12 protein-coding genes and 1 pseudogene are annotated in these 17850 nt (G+C 56.4%); 4 read left to right on the top strand and 9 right to left on the bottom strand.

The features are described from left to right. Positions 1-3 precede the first annotated feature (3 nt). Both E5C26_RS03905 and E5C26_RS03900 read left to right on the top strand, forming a co-directional pair. Complete coding sequence (locus E5C26_RS03905; protein ID WP_135315151.1) at positions 4-861, top strand: quaternary amine ABC transporter ATP-binding protein; 858 nt, start codon at positions 4-6, stop codon at positions 859-861. A gap of 10 nt (positions 862-871) precedes the next feature. Further along, entirely contained in the window at positions 872-2395 is a 1524-nt protein-coding gene (locus E5C26_RS03900; RefSeq protein ID WP_135315150.1) for an HAL/PAL/TAL family ammonia-lyase, read from the top strand. A 108-nt stretch (positions 2396-2503) separates the two neighbouring features. On the opposite strand, the gene E5C26_RS03895 is transcribed toward E5C26_RS03900, so the two are convergent. Beyond that, positions 2504-3922 (bottom strand): aldehyde dehydrogenase family protein, encoded by a 1419-nt coding sequence (locus tag E5C26_RS03895; protein ID WP_135315149.1) that lies wholly within the window; start codon positions 3920-3922, stop codon positions 2504-2506. Positions 3923-4032: 110 nt separating this feature from the next. Between E5C26_RS03895 and E5C26_RS03890 the strand changes: the two genes are divergently transcribed. Beyond that, entirely contained in the window at positions 4033-4944 is a 912-nt protein-coding gene (locus E5C26_RS03890; RefSeq protein ID WP_135315148.1) for a LysR family transcriptional regulator, read from the top strand. 47 nt (positions 4945-4991) lie between these two features. Here E5C26_RS03890 and E5C26_RS03885 read toward each other — a convergent pair whose 3' ends face one another. The 8 genes and pseudogenes from E5C26_RS03885 to E5C26_RS03850 form a co-directional block, all read right to left on the bottom strand. Continuing rightward, the gene (locus tag E5C26_RS03885; RefSeq protein ID WP_135315147.1) at positions 4992-6185 is read right to left on the bottom strand and encodes a methionine gamma-lyase; all 1194 of its coding nucleotides are present in this window, start codon (positions 6183-6185) and stop codon (positions 4992-4994) included. 46 nt (positions 6186-6231) lie between these two features. Then, positions 6232-6603: a hypothetical protein gene (locus E5C26_RS03880; protein ID WP_135315146.1), complete on the bottom strand. Its 372-nt coding sequence runs from the start codon at positions 6601-6603 to the stop codon at positions 6232-6234. Between the two features lie 10 nt (positions 6604-6613). Further along, positions 6614-7804, bottom strand: a complete 1191-nt coding sequence (locus E5C26_RS03875) for an NAD(P)/FAD-dependent oxidoreductase (protein ID WP_135315145.1) — start codon at positions 7802-7804, stop codon at positions 6614-6616. 313 nt (positions 7805-8117) lie between these two features. Beyond that, a complete protein-coding gene (eno, locus tag E5C26_RS03870; RefSeq protein WP_012005243.1) occupies positions 8118-9413 on the bottom strand; it encodes a phosphopyruvate hydratase in 1296 nt (431 codons plus the stop codon). Between the two features lie 81 nt (positions 9414-9494). Continuing rightward, a complete protein-coding gene (gene pyrG, locus E5C26_RS03865) occupies positions 9495-11132 on the bottom strand; it encodes a glutamine hydrolyzing CTP synthase (protein WP_135315144.1) in 1638 nt (545 codons plus the stop codon). A 367-nt stretch (positions 11133-11499) separates the two neighbouring features. Further along, the gene (gene mazG / locus E5C26_RS03860; protein ID WP_135315143.1) at positions 11500-12294 is read right to left on the bottom strand and encodes a nucleoside triphosphate pyrophosphohydrolase; all 795 of its coding nucleotides are present in this window, start codon (positions 12292-12294) and stop codon (positions 11500-11502) included. 60 nt (positions 12295-12354) lie between these two features. Continuing rightward, positions 12355-14586 carry a GTP diphosphokinase gene (gene relA, locus E5C26_RS03855; protein ID WP_135315142.1) on the bottom strand — a complete coding sequence of 744 codons (2232 nt, stop codon included), beginning with the start codon at positions 14584-14586 and terminating at the stop codon, positions 12355-12357. Between the two features lie 9 nt (positions 14587-14595). Next, positions 14596-15046: pseudogene (locus E5C26_RS03850) on the bottom strand (hypothetical protein); the annotation flags it as partial. Between the two features lie 73 nt (positions 15047-15119). Between E5C26_RS03850 and barA the strand changes: the two are divergent. Then, a complete protein-coding gene (barA, locus tag E5C26_RS03845; protein ID WP_135315141.1) occupies positions 15120-17840 on the top strand; it encodes a two-component sensor histidine kinase BarA in 2721 nt (906 codons plus the stop codon). Positions 17841-17850 lie beyond the last annotated feature (10 nt).

Raw genomic sequence — 17850 nt, 5'->3', positions numbered from 1 at the left:
CCAATGAACAAAATCGAAATCAAAAACGTCTACAAGATCTTCGGCCACAAAACTGCGGCGGCGCTGGCAATGAGCGAACAGGGCAAAACCAAGCAGGAAGTGCAGGCGGCGACCGACTGCGTGATCGGCGTGGACGATCTGTCGATGTCGATCGAGGCTGGTGAGATCTTCGTGATTATGGGCCTGTCAGGATCGGGGAAATCCACCCTGGTGCGCCACTTCAACCGACTGATCGACCCCACCAGCGGCCAGATCCTGGTGGATGGCGAAGATATCCTGCGTTACGACGAAAAGCAGCTTGAGCACTTCCGCCGTCACAAGATCAGCATGGTTTTCCAAAGCTTTGGCCTGCTGCCTCACAAGACAGTGCTGGATAACGTGGCCTATGGCTTGAAAGTGCGCGGTGAGACAAAAGAAGTGTATCAGGAGCGCGCACTGCATTGGATCAACACCGTCGGACTAAAAGGCTATGAGAAATCGTACCCGCATCAGCTTTCCGGTGGTATGCGTCAACGTGTCGGCCTGGCGCGCGCGCTGGCTACCGATACCGATATCATTTTGCTGGACGAAGCCTTCAGTGCGCTGGATCCGTTGATCCGCGCCGAGATGCAGGATCAACTGCTGGCGCTGCAAAAAGAGCTGCACAAGACGCTGGTGTTTATCACCCACGATCTGGACGAGGCCGTGCGCATCGGTAACCGGATCGCGATCCTCAAAGACGGTAAACTGATCCAGGTCGGTACGCCGCAGGAGATCCTGAACAACCCGGCCGATGAATATGTTAACCGCTTCGTGCAACGCCGTCTGGCGCTGGATGAAAACGTACAGAAACCGCGCCCTGTGATGGTGTCCCGTGCCTGAGGAGATCAATATGCGCTACCCGATTTCGGTCACCCTCGACAACCTGCCGTTACGCTGGCAGGACGTGGTAGCGGTGGCCCGATATCAGGCCCCACTCAGCGTGTCTGACGCAGCCTGGGCACGTATCGACAATGCGCAGGCCATCGTTCAGAAAATTGTCGCCAGTGAACAACGTGCCTATGGCGTCAATACCGGCCTGGGGGCGCTGTGCAATCAGGCGCTGCACGGCGAACAGCTGACGCAGTTGTCACGCAACACGCTGATGAGTCACGCCTGCGGCGTGGGGGCACCGCTGAGCGATGAGCAGACCCGCGCCATTATCTGCTGCGCTATCGTCAACTATTGCCACGGCAAATCCGGTATTCAACGCCCGGTAGTAGAAACCCTGCTGGCACTGCTTAACCGGGGGATTACCCCGCGGGTGCCGTCCCAGGGTTCGGTCGGCTATCTGACCCATATGGCACACGTCGGCGTCGCGCTGCTCGGGCTGGGCGAAGTCAGCTACCGTGGCCAACTCGTCAGCGCCGCCCAGGCTTTGGCGGAGGAAGGCATTGTGCCGCCGCCGTTGGGGGCCAAAGATGGTCTGTGCCTGGTCAACGGCACGCCCTGCATGACCGGTTTGAGCTGCCTGGCGCTGGCCGATGCCTGGCGGCTAGCCCGCTGGGCAGACGTGCTTGCGGCCATGAGCTTTGAAGCGCTGGGCGGGCAGATTGCCGCCTTTGACAGTGAAGTTTTGGCGTTGAAACCCCATCCGGGCATGCAACGGGTCGGCAGTAACCTGCGGATGCTGTTGAACGGCAGCGAAATGATTGCCGCCAGCGAGGGTATTCGTACTCAGGATGCGCTCAGCATCCGTTCAATCCCACAGGTGCATGGTGCCTGCCGCGATCAAATCACGCATGCCGAACGGCAAATTGAAACCGAACTCAATGGCGCCACCGACAATCCCCTGCTGCTCGGCACGCCGGATAACTATCGCGTCATGTCGCAAGCCAATCCGCATGGCGAATCAGTGGCCATGGCTGCCGATCTGCTGGCGATCGCCATCGCCGAACTGGGCGGTATCGCCGAACGGCGCATCGATCGACTGATTAACCCACTGGTCAGCGGCTTGCCGGCATTTTTGGTCAGCGAACCGGGAGTGAACTCGGGCATGATGATTGCCCAATACGTAGCGGCATCGCTGTGTGCGGAAAACCGCCAACTGGCGCAACCTTGCGTGGTGGACAACTATGTGACTTCGGCCCTGCAGGAAGATCACCTCAGCCTGGGCACCGGGGCGGCGCTGCGGCTGCATAAGGCGCTGGCCAACGTTAACCAGATCCTGGCGATTGAATATCTGCTGGCGGCGCAGGCTTTCGAATTCCTGCAACAATATCGTTTTGGCGACGGCACCCAGCGCGCCTGGCAACGGCTGCGGCAAGTGGTAGCCCCTTATCATCAGGATCGCTGGCTGGCACCGGACATCGCCGCCAGCGCCGCGCTGTTGCAGGACGAACAAGCGCTGGCGGAGATTGTCCCGGCGTTACTGTAACCCCAGAAGCCGAATGAGCAACGGCAACCAGGGCGACCCCCCTTCTCTCTCCCTTGGCATCCTCGGAAGAGAGGGGGTATTTCGCTACGGCGGTTCACTTCACATCCCTTAGCCAATCACCACCGTCTTGGGTTCCAGATAAGCGCCGAGCCCCCACTTGCCCATTTCACGTCCTAACCCAGACTGTTTGAAACCACCGAATGGCGCTTTAGGTTCATGCGCCAGGGTATTTATCAGCACCCGCCCGGCGTCAATTTGCCGTGCAACCGCCAGACAGCGTTGACGATCCTGGCCGATCACCATAGCGCTAAGACCGTAAGTCGTGTCATTGGCGATGGCAATCGCCTCTGCTTCATCCTGATAAGGTAAAATGGTCAGCACCGGGCCAAAAATTTCCTCGCGGGCGATACGCATCTGGTTGTTGGCCTGGGTAAACAGCGTCGGTTTGACAAACCAGCCTTTGGTTAATCCCTCAGGCCGTCCCGGCCCCCCAGCCAACAGGCGCGCCCCCTCTTCCAGCCCCTGGTGAATATACCCTTGTACTCGTTCCCACTGCTTACGGCTGACCATCGGCCCGATATCGGTGTCGGCTTGATTAGGATCGCCGGACTTAATCTGCGCGATCGCCTCTGCGGCCACCTTTTCAAACTCGGCCAAACGCCGGCGAGGAACCAAAATACGCGTGCCCGCAATACAAGCCTGCCCACTGTTCATAAAACCGGCCTGCAGGATCATGTTGATGGTCGCAGGGAAGTCAGCATCATCGAGTAGCAGCGTTGGCGATTTCCCTCCCAGCTCCAGCGTAACGCGTTTCATGGTCTCGGCACCGGATGCCACAATGTGTTTACCCACGCCCGTAGAACCGGTAAAGGAAATTTTTGCCACGTCCGGATTGCGGGTCAGCTCCGCACCCACGACATCCCCACGGCCATTGACGATATTAAACACGCCGGCAGGCAAACCGGCCTGGTGCAGCGCCTCGGTGATGACCTGCGTCTGCATGGCGCTCATTTCGCTGGGCTTAATTACCGCTGTGCAACCGGCAGCCAACGCCGTCGCCAGTTTATTGCAGATAAAACCGGCGTCGCTATTCCAGGGTGTTATCAAACCGGCAACCCCCACAGGCGTCATCCACACCTGCGCACTTCCAACCTGTTCTTCGAATTCAAAGGCATCCAGCGCCTCAATGGCCTGGGCAATCACGCTGGCCGGGTAAGTCGCCATCCAGCGAGAACGAACCGAGGGGGCACCGTATTCCGTCACAATTGCCGCCATCAGATCGTCCTCACGCGCCAGCACGGCCTGGTGCATGCGTGTCAGCGCCGCCTTGCGTTCGGCTTTGGTGGTAGCCGCCCAGGCGGGAAATGCCGCTTTAGCTGCCGCAATCGCCAGCCGGGTATCGGTTTCATCGCCCAAACGGACACGCCCAATCACCTGCTCAGTGCTGGGATTGTGTAAATCAAACCATTCATCACCATGAGGCGTCACGAACTCGCCGTTGATATAGATTTGTTCAATCTGTTGCATTTTCTCTCTCCACATCGGTCGTATCTTGATAAGAATGAGTATAGAGAGCCTTTATCATGCCGATAAGTAGGCTTATCATGCATGACTTGTGCTGAAAATCAGGATAATCAATGCACCGTAACGGCATCACCGAACTCGAAGTGGTTTTGGCCGTGGCCCGCCACCGCAGCTTTCGCGCAGCGGCCCAAGAGCTGGGCATGTCCACCAGCGCGGTCAGCAGCGCCGTCGCCGGTCTGGAAACCAGACTGCAAGCGCGGCTATTCAACCGTTCCACCCGCAGCGTGGCGCTGAGCGACGCCGGCCAACGTTTTGTCGAGCGCATCACGCCTGCCCTGGCGGAAATCCAGCGCGCCAGCGAAGAGGCCGCCAGCGAGCCGGATATGCCCACCGGCAGATTACGCATCAATGCCCCACCCGAAGCGGCGCTGATGTTGTTAGACCCTCTGCTGCTGGAATATATGCGCCGCTATCCGCAGGTAGGTGTGGATATCGTGACCGAGCCGCGCATGATGGATATTGTGGCCGATGGCTTCGACGCCGGCATTCGACTGGCGGAATCCGTACCGCAGGATATGATTGCCGTTCCCCTCACTCAGGATATCCGCATGCTGATTGTCGCCAGCCCTGACTATCTGGCGCGCCACGGCACCCCATTTCAGCCGGAGGATCTGCTGCAACACCAAAGCATCGGTATGCGCATGTCGCACGGTGGTATTTATCACTGGGAACTGGAGCGGGACGGACAGAAATTACAGATGAATATACCGGTGCGCATCTCGCTCAGTGAAAGCCGCGCCATCCGTCAGGCAGCGTTGGGCGGCGTTGGGCTCGCCTTCATTGCCGAATGGTTGATCCGTGACGATCTGGCCCAGGGATTACTGGTTCCGCTGCTGGAACCCTGGTGCCAGCCCTTTGGTGGATTAAGGCTTTATTACTCCGGGCGACGCTATCTGCCCGCCCGCTTGCGCGCCCTGATCGAGCTAATTCATGAACAACGCGATAAAGGCCTGAGGATCGGGTAGCCTTTCCCTTTTAATCCAAAAAAGAGGGGCGACGGAAGCCTGGATGATCAACCAATGCTCGCCAGCGCCTGACGAATATCGGCCTGCAGATCGCTCAGATCCTCCAGCCCGGCAGACAGCCGCACCAGACCGTCGCTGATATGGTGGCGCTGCCGCTCCTCGGCGCTGTAGGCCGAGTGCGTCATGCTGGCGGGATGTTGGGCCAGAGACTCGCAATCCCCCAGGCTGACGGCTCGCAAGATTAGGTTTAACCCATTGAGGAAGCGGATCCCCGCCGCCATGCCGCCTTTCAATTCAAATGCCAGCATGCCGCCCGGCCGCGCCATTTGCCGCTGCGCCAATGCATACTGTGGGAAATCCTCCAGACCGGGATAATAAACCCGTTCTACCGCCGAATGCTGTGCCAGCATTTCTGCCAGGCGTTGAGCGTTGTCACAGTGGCGCTCCATTCGTAACGGCAAGGTTTTCAGGCCACGCAGCAACAGTGCAGCATCCTGCGCTGACAATACCGCCCCGTTCATGTCCTTCAGCCCGACCAAACGAATGTCCTGCGCCAGCTCCTGACGCGTCACCGCCAGCCCGGCCAGCAAGTCACCGTGTCCACCGATGTATTTGGTGGCGGAATGCACCACAATGTCGGCCCCCAATTCCAGCGGCCGTTGCAGATACGGCGTGCAATAGGTGTTATCCACCAACAACAGCGCCCCCTGACGGTGGGTAATCTCGGCCACCGCTGCAATATCGACCAGGCGCATATTCGGGTTAGCCGGTGTTTCGCAGTACACCAGCCGGGTATGCGGGCCTATCGCCGCCGCCAACCGCTCCGGCCGGGTCAGATCAACGTGGGTAATTTTCACGCCGTAGCGCGCCAGCCCATGATGAAAATAGCTGAAGGTGCAGCCATAAATAGTCTCATCGACGATCAGCTCATCTCCCGGACTGAGCAGCGTCCAGCAACAGGCGGTAATCGCGCCCATGCCTGAGGCAAACGCCACCGCCGCCTCCCCACCCTCCAGATCGGCAATTCGCTGTTCCAGCAGATTGACCGTTGGATTGGCAATACGCGAATAAAAATAGCCGGGTTCAGTGCCGGCAAAACAGGCACCGCCGTATTCCGCTGTCGGGAAGGTAAAGGTCGAACTCATGAACACCGGTGGGCAGAGCGCGCCCAGATATTGCTGTGGGTCGTAGCCATGGTGGATCGCCCGTGTGGCAAAACCGTGCCTGAGGATGGCAGCCATAACAACTCCTTTCCTGAGTGAGTGAAAGCAATCTCAATGATTCAGCTTAAACATCCGGGGGCAGCGCGCCGCTGCGTACCCGCTGGCCGATGATTTGCAGGGTGCGCAGTACCAGCATCAGACCCAGCAAAGTATCCGGCTGCCGTAACAAGGCATACAGCGAGCGAAAATTCGCGCTCGAGGAGTCTGACTGCAGCTCGGTATGTGCCATCTTCAGCGCCATCCCGCCTTCCCAGCCTGCCGCCACCAGGTCTTCAAACACGCAGGACAATTTCTCCACCAGCGCGTTATCGGCGATATCCACCAGATCCGACAACAGGGACAACAGATCGACCACGTTATCGAGCCGCCCACCGGCCAGCAGCGGCTGCAACTTGTCCAGCAAGGGTGCCAGAGATGCTTGTTCAGATGCGTTCATAGGCCCTCCGTTAAATCAGCCCGCGTACCGTCGCCCAATAGAGCCCGCGGTTAAAACCGTTGCGCAGCATGCCGCCCACTTTGGTTGACGGCGTCGGCAATACATCATGGCGATAGTCGTAAACCAGCGGCATACCGGCCTGTAGCCCCATTTGGGCGATCGCCTGCACCTTGCCGTCGTAGTGGCTGACGGTCTGGCCCAGTCGCAGCTCAGCCACGATATTGTCGGCGATCACCGGAGCCTGATTGTGGCAAGAGCCGCCGGCCTTGCTGACCGGCAGATCCACCGTATCACCAATGACGTAAACCCCTTGCTGACCATAGACCTGCAGCGTCTGATGGTCGGTCGGCAGCCAGCCTTCGCCGTTGTTACCCTCACTGAGGCCGGTATTGCGCACCGCTTCTACGGCGCGGATCGGCGGCGTGGCCATCAGAATATCGAACGGCTGTTCCTCTCCTTCGGCGGAGTAGGCGATTTTCTGCTGTGCATCGACCCGGCTGAGGGTAAACCCACGCTGGTGGCGAATATCACGCGCCGCAAAGATGCCCGGCAGGGCTTCAGCCGTCGGGCGTTGCAAAAACAGGCAGTTACGCAGCAGCTGTGAGACGCTGGGATAGGTATAAACAATTTCGATAGCCTTACGTACCCCGCGCCGACGCAGGTAATCATCGAGCATCAAGGTGGTTTCTATCGGGGCGATGCCGCACTGATGCGGCACGTTAGGGGTTTCGGGGAAGGAGACGGTAATAAAAATGCGGCCTTTTTCTATGGTCGCCAGCTTTTCGGCCAGCTGCCGGGCGGCCTGGTATTGGTAAAAATGATCGCCCGCCTGCGCCAACCCGTCGATACGATCCGGCCAGGGCACACAGCCTGTGGCAAACACCAGAAAATCATAGGGGTAATGTTTACCACTTTGGCAGTGAATGACCCTTTGGGATAAATCGAATCGCTCGGCTTTATCGACAATAAATTTTATTTCCGGGCGCAGCAGGCTTTGCTGAGAGCGGGTTAATTCCTGTTTAAAAAAAGCGTTAAAGGCAACGTACATAAATGCCGGTTTATAATAGTGGGCCGGAGAATCAGAAATCATTAATAACTCAACTTTATTATTCAAGATCTCCCGGTGTAATTTCGCCGCCAGTAAATTGGCCAAAATGGTGCCGCCGGTACCACCGCCGACAATCACTATCCGCTTTCGCATCAAGCCCTCACCCAGCCGACCTACAGGTCAGCGCATGTTTTAGGAAATGAACGGAGGCAGGACAACGGAGGTAAATACTCTGCCTTATTGGCAGTCTAGTAACTAAAAGATATAACGCAATGAAAAAGGATATTTATAAATAAGAATTTTATTACACCAATTAAATTATAGAGTTAAAAAACATTAAACCAACAAATTAATAAACCACTAATAAATAACATACTATAACTTAATGTGATTATAGCTCCGTGAATAATCCCTATAAAAAAACCCGCCGTAGCGGGTTTTTATTTAACAACGAACCAAGCCGTTATTACTGACCTTTAACTTCTTTCAGGCCATTGAATGGTGCGCGTGAACCCAGCGCTTCTTCGATACGGATCAGCTGGTTGTATTTGGCAACGCGGTCAGAACGGCTCATGGAACCGGTTTTGATCTGGCCAGCCGCAGTACCTACCGCGAGGTCTGCGATAGTTGCGTCTTCGGTTTCACCTGAACGGTGAGAGATCACCGCGGTGTAGCCTGCGTCTTTCGCCATCTTGATAGCAGCCAGAGTTTCGGTCAGAGAACCGATCTGGTTGAATTTGATCAGGATGGAGTTAGCGATGCCTTTCTCGATGCCTTCTTTCAGGATCTTGGTGTTGGTAACGAACAGGTCGTCGCCCACCAGCTGGATTTTGTCGCCCAGCACTTTGGTCTGGTATGCGAAACCATCCCAGTCAGATTCGTCCAGGCCATCTTCGATGGACACGATTGGGTACTGTTTGGTCAGGTCTTCCAGGAAGTGAGTGAACTCTTCGGAAGTGAAGGCTTTGTTGCCTTCGCCGGCCAGTACGTATTTACCGTCTTTGTAGAACTCGGAAGCCGCACAGTCCATAGCCAGGGTCACGTCTTTGCCCAGCTCGTAGCCTGCTGCTTTTACCGCTTCAGCGATAACCGCCAGCGCTTCAGCGTTGGAACCCAGGTTTGGTGCATAGCCGCCTTCATCACCAACAGCCGTGTTCAGGCCTTTGGCCTTCAGCACTTTGGCCAGGTGATGGAAAACTTCAGAACCGATGCGAACGGCTTCTTTCAGGGATTTCGCGCCAACCGGCTGAATCATAAATTCCTGAATATCGACGTTGTTGTCAGCGTGCTCGCCGCCGTTGATGATGTTCATCATAGGCAGTGGCATAGAGAATTTGCCTGGGGTGCCGTTCAGCTCAGCGATGTGCTCATACAGCGGCATACCTTTGGAAGCCGCAGCCGCTTTGGCAGCAGCCAGAGAAACCGCCAGAATGGCGTTAGCGCCGAACTGGGATTTGTTTTCGGTGCCGTCCAGGTCGATCATGATCTTGTCGATGTTAGCCTGGTCTTTGGCATCTTTACCCAGTACTGCCTGAGCAATCGGGCCATTTACTGCAGCAACGGCTTTCAGTACGCCTTTACCCAGGAAACGAGACTTGTCACCGTCACGCAGTTCCAGTGCTTCACGGGAACCGGTAGAAGCACCTGACGGCGCAGCAGCCAGACCTACGAAACCGCCTTCCAGATGCACTTCGGCTTCAACAGTCGGGTTACCGCGGGAGTCGATGATTTCACGACCGATGACTTTAACGATTTTGGACATTAGGTTTTCCTCAGTACAAGTTAAACTAAAACTCCAGACAAACAGCGCGCGGTTCTCACCGCGCGCCGCCTACCAAATATTTTATTTCACCTGGCGCTTCTGATACTCACCAGCGGCCTTCACAAAGCCGGCGAACAACGGATGACCATCACGCGGCGTCGAAGTAAATTCCGGGTGGAACTGACAAGCTACAAACCACGGGTGATTCGGCAGTTCGATAATCTCAACCAGCTTGTTGTCTGCGGAACGGCCGGCAACACGCAGCCCGGCGGCTTCGATCTGCTTCAACAGCATGTTGTTAACTTCATAACGGTGACGATGGCGTTCAACAATGGTCGATTCGCCGTACATCTGACGCACCAGGCTATTGTCGGTCAGGTGGCATTGCTGGCCACCGACACGCATCGTGCCACCCAAATCGCTTTCTTCAGTACGCACTTCGACGTTGCCGTCTTCGTCACGCCACTCGGTGATCAGCGCCACCACCGGATACTTACAGTCTGGCACAAACTCGGTAGAGTTGGCGTTCTCCATGCCCACCACGTTGCGGGCGAACTCCATCAGTGCCACCTGCATCCCCAGGCAGATGCCCAGGTAAGGGATGTTGTTTTCACGCGCATAACGCGCGGTCATCACCTTGCCTTCCACACCACGGTAACCGAAGCCGCCTGGGATCAGGATTGCATCCAGACCTTTCAGCACTTCTACGCCGCGGGTTTCCACATCCTGCGAGTCGATCAGCTTGATGTTCACGGTCAGACGATTTTTCAGGCCACCGTGTTTCAAGGCTTCAATCACCGACTTATAGGCATCCGGCAGTTCGACATATTTGCCGACCATACCGATGGTCACTTCGCCGCCCGGATTGGCTTCTTCGTAAATCACCTGCTCCCATTCGGCCAGGTTGGCTTCCGGCGCATTGAGGCTGAATCGTTTACAAATATAATCATCAAGCCCCTGAGATTTCAAGAGGCCTGGGATTTTATAAATAGAATCAACGTCTTTCAGGGAGATAACGGCTTTTTCCGGCACGTTACAGAAAAGTGCGATTTTCGCACGTTCGTTAGCAGGAACGGCGCGATCGGAACGGCAAATCAGCACATCAGGCTGAATACCGATGGAAAGCAGCTCTTTTACGGAATGCTGGGTAGGTTTGGTTTTTACTTCACCGGCAGCGGCCAGGTACGGCACCAGCGTCAGATGCATGTACAGGGTGTGCTCACGGCCCACTTCTACAGCCATCTGACGAATAGCTTCCAGGAACGGCAGCGATTCGATATCGCCCACGGTACCGCCCACTTCCACCAATACCACGTCGTGGCCTTCGCCACCTTCGAGGATACGCTCTTTGATCGCGTTGGTGATGTGCGGAATAACCTGTACGGTTGCGCCCAGATAGTCGCCACGGCGTTCTTTACGCAGAACGTCGGAGTAAATACGACCGGTGGTGAAGTTGTTGCGGCGCGACATTTTGGTACGGATGTAGCGCTCGTAGTGACCCAAATCCAGATCGGTTTCTGCGCCGTCTTCGGTGACGAAAACTTCCCCATGCTGAATCGGGCTCATGGTGCCCGGATCCACGTTGATGTACGGGTCCAGTTTCATGATGGTAACGTTGAGGCCACGGGCTTCAAGAATAGCCGCCAGAGAGGCTGCGGCAATGCCTTTACCCAGAGAGGATACGACCCCGCCGGTCACAAAAATATAATTAGTTGTCATGCTGAACCTGAGAGTTTAGGTTTAAAGACGATGGAAGAACCAAGACGGGAAAGTAGTATACCCGAACCTCTTCAGACCTACAAACGATCGTTTTACTGTCCATCATCTCTGCCACCCTCAGGAGTTCATCCGGGTTTAGTCTATCGGCCCACCTTAGGTGGTCTTTTTAAAACAATGAGTTAGCACGGAAAAATTCAATTTACCGCCCTTTCACGATAATAAAACGCCTTAGATTTCAGTTTGTTGGCGTTTTACTGCCGATACGTCGCAGTTCAGCAAACCATGGCCTCAAGCTTAACCGTTTCAGCTTACGTGGATCTTGTCGTCGATCAACATTGCGACATTCATAGGACAGCGCTGCTGTGGATTAGTTTTCCTGGCGTTTAACCTGCTGCCACGCCTCTTCCATCTGCTCCAGCGTAGCTTCGCCCATCTGCAGTCCACGCTGTTTGACTATCTCTTCCACCTGACGGAAGCGACGCTCGAACTTGCGATTGGCGGCCTGCAGCGCGTTTTCTGCCTTGTGGCCAAGATGGCGCGATAAATTCACCGTGGCGAACAGCAGATCGCCGATTTCCTCTTCCAGCTTCTGCTCGTCGACCACCGCCTGCTGCGCTTCATGCATCACTTCTTCGATCTCTTCGTACACCTTGTCCAGCACCGGGCCCAGGGTGTGCCAGTCAAAACCGACCGAGGCACAACGTTTCTGGATTTTATGCGCCTTCATCAGCGCCGGCAGCGCCTGAGGAATATCATCCAGCGCCGAATGCAGCTCTTTCTCGGCGCGTTCACCGGCCTTCAGTTGCTCCCAGCGCGCCGCAACGGCTTCGCTGTCCGCAGCATCGGCTTCGCCAAAGATATGCGGGTGACGGCGTTCCAGCTTGTCGCTGATGGCATTGCACACCTCGTCGAAGTCAAACAGCCCCTGCTCCTGGCCCATTTGAGCGTAAAACACCACCTGGAACAGCAGATCGCCCAGTTCATCGCGTAAATCGCCGTAGTCCTGGCGCTCAATGGCATCGAGCACCTCATAGGTTTCTTCCAGCGTGTAAGGGGCGATAGTGGCGAAGGTTTGCTTGCGGTCCCACGGGCAACCGGCCTGCGGGTCGCGCAGCGTTTTCATGATGTTCAGCAAGCGTTGCAGCGGAGAAGATTGGGTCATGACAAAGTCTCTGAAACGTGCGAGGCCCAATATTTGGGCCCCGCGATAAAAAATGTAAGGTTAGCTGCCGTGCAGGCGTTTGGCGTCTATCACATCCGGCAGTTGGTTGAGCTTGGCCAATACCCGGCCCAGCACCTGCTGGTTGTAGATTTCAATATCCATATCTATGGTTGCCAACTGCTTTTTGGTATCGCTCCGGCTGGCCACGCCCAGCACGTTGACCTTTTCGTTGGCCAAAATGGTGGTGATGTCTCGCAGCAGGCCGCTGCGATCGTTGGCCATCACGCGGACGACCAACGAGTACCCGCTGGAGTAGCTCTCGCCCCACACCGCATCCACGATGCGTTCCGGCGCGTGCGACTGCAGATCCACCAGTTGGTCGCAGTCTGCCCGGTGAATGGAGATACCGCGACCCTGGGTGATAAAGCCGACAATATCGTCGCCCGGGATCGGCTGGCAGCAGCGGGCAATGTGGTGCATCAGGTTGCCTACCCCTTCCACCACCACCCGGCCGTTGTCCTTGCTGCGGGTTGCCGGCGGCGCCTTGTGCTGAACCAGTTGGCGCAACGCTTCGCGATCCTGCTCCTCGGCGCTCGGTTTGTTGAACTTGCCCTGCAGGAAGTTCACCATCTGATTGAGACGGATATCCCCGCCGCCAATCGCTGCCAGGATCTCATCCAGCGAATTCATGTTGTAACGCGGGATCAACAGCTTCTCGGCCTCTTTCAGGCTGATGCCGAGGTGCTCCAGCTCGTTGTCCAGCATTTGGCGACCGGCCAGAATGTTCTTGTCGCGATCCTGCTTGCGGAACCAGTTGTGGATCTTGGAACGCCCACGGCTGGTGGTGACATAGCCCAGGTTCGGGTTCAACCAGTCGCGGCTCGGGTTCGGCTGTTTCTGGGTGATAATTTCAATCTGATCGCCCATCCGCAACTGATAGGTAAAGGGCACGATGCGGCCGCCAATTTTGGCGCCAATGCAACGGTGGCCGACGTCGCTGTGAATATGATAGGCAAAGTCGAGCGGCGTAGAGCCTGCCGGAAGATCCACCACGTCGCCTTTCGGGGTAAACACATAAACCCGATCGTCGAATACCTGGCTGCGAACCTCGTCGAGCATCTCGCCGGAGTCTGCCATCTCTTCCTGCCAGGCGATCAGTTTGCGCAGCCAGGCGATACGTTCTTCATAACCGGAACGTACCGTCGCAACCGCGCCTTCTTTGTATTTCCAGTGTGCGGCTACGCCCAGTTCGGCATCTTCGTGCATCTGGCGGGTACGGATCTGGATTTCCAGCGTTTTGCCGCGCGGCCCCAGCACCACGGTGTGGATCGACTGATAACCGTTGGGTTTCGGGTTGGCGACATAGTCGTCGAACTCATCCGGCAGATGGCGGAAGTGGGTATGCACAATCCCCAGCGCCGCATAGCAGTCCTGCAAGCGCTCGACCACCACGCGCACCGCGCGCACGTCAAACAGCTCGTCAAACGCCAGCGCTTTCTTCTGCATCTTGCGCCAGATGCTGTAGATGTGTTTTGGGCGACCGTAAATGTCGGCCTTAACGCCCTCGTCCCCCATCGCACTACGCAGCGAGGCCACGAAATCATCAATAAACTGTTCGCGATCGATACGGCGTTCATGCAGCAGCTTGGCGATGCGTTTGTATTCGTCCGGGTGCAGGTAGCGGAAGCAGAAATCTTCCAGTTCCCATTTCAGTTGCCCGATACCAAGACGGTTGGCCAGTGGTGCATAGATATTCGAACACTCTTTGGCCGCCAGCACCCGTTCGTCTTCCGGTGCGTCTTTCACTTCACGCAGGTGGGCGATACGCTCCGCCAGCTTGATCACCACGCAGCGGAAATCCTCCACCATCGCCAACAGCATACGGCGCACGTTGTCGACCTGTTCGGAGGCCATCGAATCGTTTTGGGTGGCTTTCAGTTGGCGGATGGCGTCCATATCGCGTACGCCGTGTACCAGGTAGGTGATGCCCTTGCCGAAGGCTTCGGTCAGGGTTTCTTCCTGTACGATACCGGCATCCACCAACGGGAACAGCAGCGCGGCGCGCATGCTGTCGTTGTCCATGCTCAGAGTAGAGAGGATTTCAACCATTTCCAGCCCGCGCCACAGCAACAGCGGCGCGTTGGGATGGTTCTGGGTCTGTTGCTCACAGTAGCGCCAGGTTGCGGCTAATCGCTCACATGACTGCGGGTTAGGTAGCCCCAAGCTGGCTATCCACTCATCGAGTGCAAATTCGCCAGCCGTGTTCAGATGTGCACTTCTTACCGCAACCATAACCTCTCCCTACTTTGCAGCGACCTCTGGCGCACAACCGTTAATCAACAGCGCCATTGACTCAAGATGCCCCGTATGCGGAAACCTGTCCAACATCCACACACGCGCAAGACGATAAGAAGCCAGCGTGACTCAGCCTATTCTTATGTGCATTATATTGCCCATTCGCTCCCGGTGTGGCAACACCTTCTCTACCTGCCACCGCAGCGGCGCAGCGCGCCAACGGCAGGGTAAAAAGCCCCATGCCGCAGAACAGATCCAATACCCGATCATTGGGTTGAATAGCTAACCATTCAAGGGCATGCCCCATCATTAACTGATTTAATAAGCTATTTATCTGAATAAAGTCACACCAACCAAAGTCTAAGCGTAGCCCGTCGCTCCGATAATACGGCGTTTCAGCGCACAGTTTTTCGAGGCTATCGCTGCCCACTGCCGAATAACCGAATAAAGAGTTGCGCCATAGTTTGTCGATCGAGTGCCGGTTCATTTAAAGTAGAGGCTGTCCGGCAATTTTCCCACACTGGAACCCCATGACCAAATACAGCCTCCGGGCGCGCATGATGATCCTGATTCTGGCCCCAACGCTGTTGATTGGTCTGTTGCTCAGCACCTTCTTCGTGGTGCATCGCTACAATGAATTACAGGAACAATTGGTTGACGCCGGTGCCAGTATTATCGAACCCCTGGCGGTGGCCAGCGAGTACGGCATGACGTTCCGCAGCCGCGAGTCGGTCAGGCAATTGGTCAGCCTGTTACATCGTCGCCACTCAGACATCGTCCGTTCCATTACGGTGTTCGACGCGCAGAACAATCTGTTTGTCACCTCCAATTACCATCACAATTTTACCCAACTGCAGTTGCCGAAAGGGGTGCCCATCCCCACCGATCTGATGCTGACACGGCGTGGCGACTCCTTGATCCTGCGTACCCCGATCCTGGCAGAAAGCCAATATCCGGATCAAACCGCCAGCAGCGAACCTGAGCAGGACAACCGCCTGGGCTATGTGGCGATCGAGCTGGATCTACAGTCGGTACGATTGCAGCAGTACAAAGAAGTGTTTGTCTCCACCCTGCTGTTGCTACTGTGCATGTGTATCGCCATTCTGTTTGCTTACCGCCTGATGCGCGACGTCACCGGCCCGATCCGCAATATGGTCAATACCGTTGACCGCATCCGCCGTGGCCAGCTCGACAGCCGCGTCGAAGGCTTTATGCTCGGCGAACTGCACATGCTGAAGAATGGCATCAACTCGATGGCGATGTCGCTCACCGCCTACCACGAAGAAATGCAGCAGAATATCGATCAGGCGACCTCCGATCTGCGCGAAACGCTGGAGCAAATGGAGATCCAGAACGTCGAGCTGGACCTGGCGAAAAAACGCGCCCAGGAAGCGGCACGTATCAAATCCGAATTCCTGGCGAACATGTCACACGAGTTGCGTACCCCGCTCAACGGCGTCATTGGCTTTACCCGCCAGATGCTGAAAACCGAAATGAGCGTCACCCAGACCGACTATCTGCAAACCATCGAACGCTCGGCCAATAACCTGCTGACCATCATCAACGACGTGCTGGACTTCTCCAAGCTGGAGGCTGGCAAGCTGGTGCTGGAACATATTCCATTCTCGCTGCGTGAGACGCTGGACGAAGTGATCGTGCTGTTGGCACCCAGCGCCCATGAGAAAGGGCTGGAGCTGACGCTGGACGTGCATAACGACGTGCCGGAACAGGTGATTGGCGACTCCTTGCGGCTGCAACAGATCATCACCAACCTGTTGGGCAACGCGATTAAATTTACCGAAACCGGCAACATTGATATCCGCGTCGAACTGCGTGGCCAGCAGGATCGCCAGATGGAGCTGGAAGTACAAATCCATGACACCGGCATTGGCATCTCGGAACGGCAGCAGTCGCAGCTGTTCCAGGCCTTCCGCCAGGCAGATGCCAGTATTTCACGCCGTCACGGCGGAACCGGGCTGGGGCTGGTGATCACCCAAAAACTGGTGAAAGAGATGGGGGGCGATATCTGCTTCCACAGCCAGTTGAACCGGGGTTCGACCTTCTGGTTCCATATCACCCTTGACCTGCATGAGGGCATGCTGTCGCTGCCGTCAAACCTGCCGGATCTGCAGGGCAAAACCCTGGGCTATATCGAAGCCAACCCGATGGCGGCGCAGGCAACGCTGAATATGCTGAGCGTCACCCATTTGGTGATCACCCATTCACCAACGCTAGCGCAGTTGCCGAAGAAACATTACGACTTCCTGCTGGTGGGAGTGCCGATCCCGTTCCGTGAGAATATGGCGCAGCACGAAAGCAAGCTGCTGGCGGCGTTGAAGATCGCCGACCGGGTGATTCTGGCGCTGCCCTCTCAGTCACAGATCAATGCCGAGCAGCTTAAACAGCAAGGCGCCGCCGGCTGCCTGATCAAACCGATCACCAGCAACCGCCTGTTCCCACTGCTGCGTATGGAAACACCGCTGCGCCTCGCCGCCGTGCCGGAACATAAGCGCCTGCCACTAACGGTGATGGCGGTCGACGATAACCCGGCCAACCTGAAACTGATTGGTACTCTGCTGGCCGAACAGGTAGAAAAGACGCTGCTGTGTGAAAGCGGAGAGGAAGCATTGCTGCTGGCGCGCGACAACGTGCTGGACTTGATCCTGATGGATATCCAGATGCCCAATATTGACGGCATTCGTACCAGCGAGTTGATCCGCCAACTGCCGCACCACAATTCGACGCCAATCGTCGCCGTCACCGCCCATGCCGTCAGTGGCGAACGTGAGCATTTGCTGCAGGCCGGGATGGATGACTATCTGGCCAAACCGATTGACGAAGCGATGCTGACCCGTGTATTGGCACGTTATTACAGCGGCGAACCGGAGCCGGAAACAGCGGTCAATCAACCGCTGCTGTCGCTCGACTGGCCGTTGGCACTGCGCCAGGCGGCGAACAAACCCGATCTGGCACATGACCTGTTGCAGATGCTGGTCGATTTTCTGCCGCAGGTCAGCAGACGGGTGCAAGCGATGCTGGGCGGCACGCCGGACAGCACTATTCTCGACCTGATCCACAAACTGCACGGCAGTTGCAGTTACAGCGGCGTGCCGCGCCTGAAACAGCTGTGTTTCTACCTTGAACAGCAGTTGCGTCAGGGCGTCAGCAACGACGAACTGGAGCCGGAATGGCTGGAACTGTTGGATGAGATTGAGCTGGTCAACCAGGCGGCTCGTGCTCATTTGTCCTGATGCTTCAGGC

The sequence above is a fragment of the Serratia proteamaculans genome, from assembly GCF_004684015.1.
In the GTDB taxonomy this organism is placed as follows: domain Bacteria; phylum Pseudomonadota; class Gammaproteobacteria; order Enterobacterales; family Enterobacteriaceae; genus Serratia; species Serratia proteamaculans_F.
This window is presented reverse-complemented; position numbering and strand designations above follow the sequence as displayed.

What these genes read in the sequence shown, in the direction of transcription:
- E5C26_RS03880 (WP_135315146.1), bottom strand. Translation starts at nt 6,603, where the DNA reads ATGAACGCATCTGAACAAGCATCTCTGGCACCCTTGCTGGACAAGTTG.
- eno (WP_012005243.1), bottom strand. Translation starts at nt 9,413, where the DNA reads ATGTCCAAAATCGTTAAAGTCATCGGTCGTGAAATCATCGACTCCCGC.
- pyrG (WP_135315144.1), bottom strand. Translation starts at nt 11,132, where the DNA reads ATGACAACTAATTATATTTTTGTGACCGGCGGGGTCGTATCCTCTCTG.
- barA (WP_135315141.1), top strand. Translation starts at nt 15,120, where the DNA reads ATGACCAAATACAGCCTCCGGGCGCGCATGATGATCCTGATTCTGGCC.
- E5C26_RS03875 (WP_135315145.1), bottom strand. Translation starts at nt 7,804, where the DNA reads ATGCGAAAGCGGATAGTGATTGTCGGCGGTGGTACCGGCGGCACCATT.
- E5C26_RS03900 (WP_135315150.1), top strand. Translation starts at nt 872, where the DNA reads ATGCGCTACCCGATTTCGGTCACCCTCGACAACCTGCCGTTACGCTGG.
- mazG (WP_135315143.1), bottom strand. Translation starts at nt 12,294, where the DNA reads ATGACCCAATCTTCTCCGCTGCAACGCTTGCTGAACATCATGAAAACG.
- E5C26_RS03885 (WP_135315147.1), bottom strand. Translation starts at nt 6,185, where the DNA reads ATGGCTGCCATCCTCAGGCACGGTTTTGCCACACGGGCGATCCACCAT.
- E5C26_RS03895 (WP_135315149.1), bottom strand. Translation starts at nt 3,922, where the DNA reads ATGCAACAGATTGAACAAATCTATATCAACGGCGAGTTCGTGACGCCT.
- E5C26_RS03905 (WP_135315151.1), top strand. Translation starts at nt 4, where the DNA reads ATGAACAAAATCGAAATCAAAAACGTCTACAAGATCTTCGGCCACAAA.
- E5C26_RS03890 (WP_135315148.1), top strand. Translation starts at nt 4,033, where the DNA reads ATGCACCGTAACGGCATCACCGAACTCGAAGTGGTTTTGGCCGTGGCC.
- relA (WP_135315142.1), bottom strand. Translation starts at nt 14,586, where the DNA reads ATGGTTGCGGTAAGAAGTGCACATCTGAACACGGCTGGCGAATTTGCA.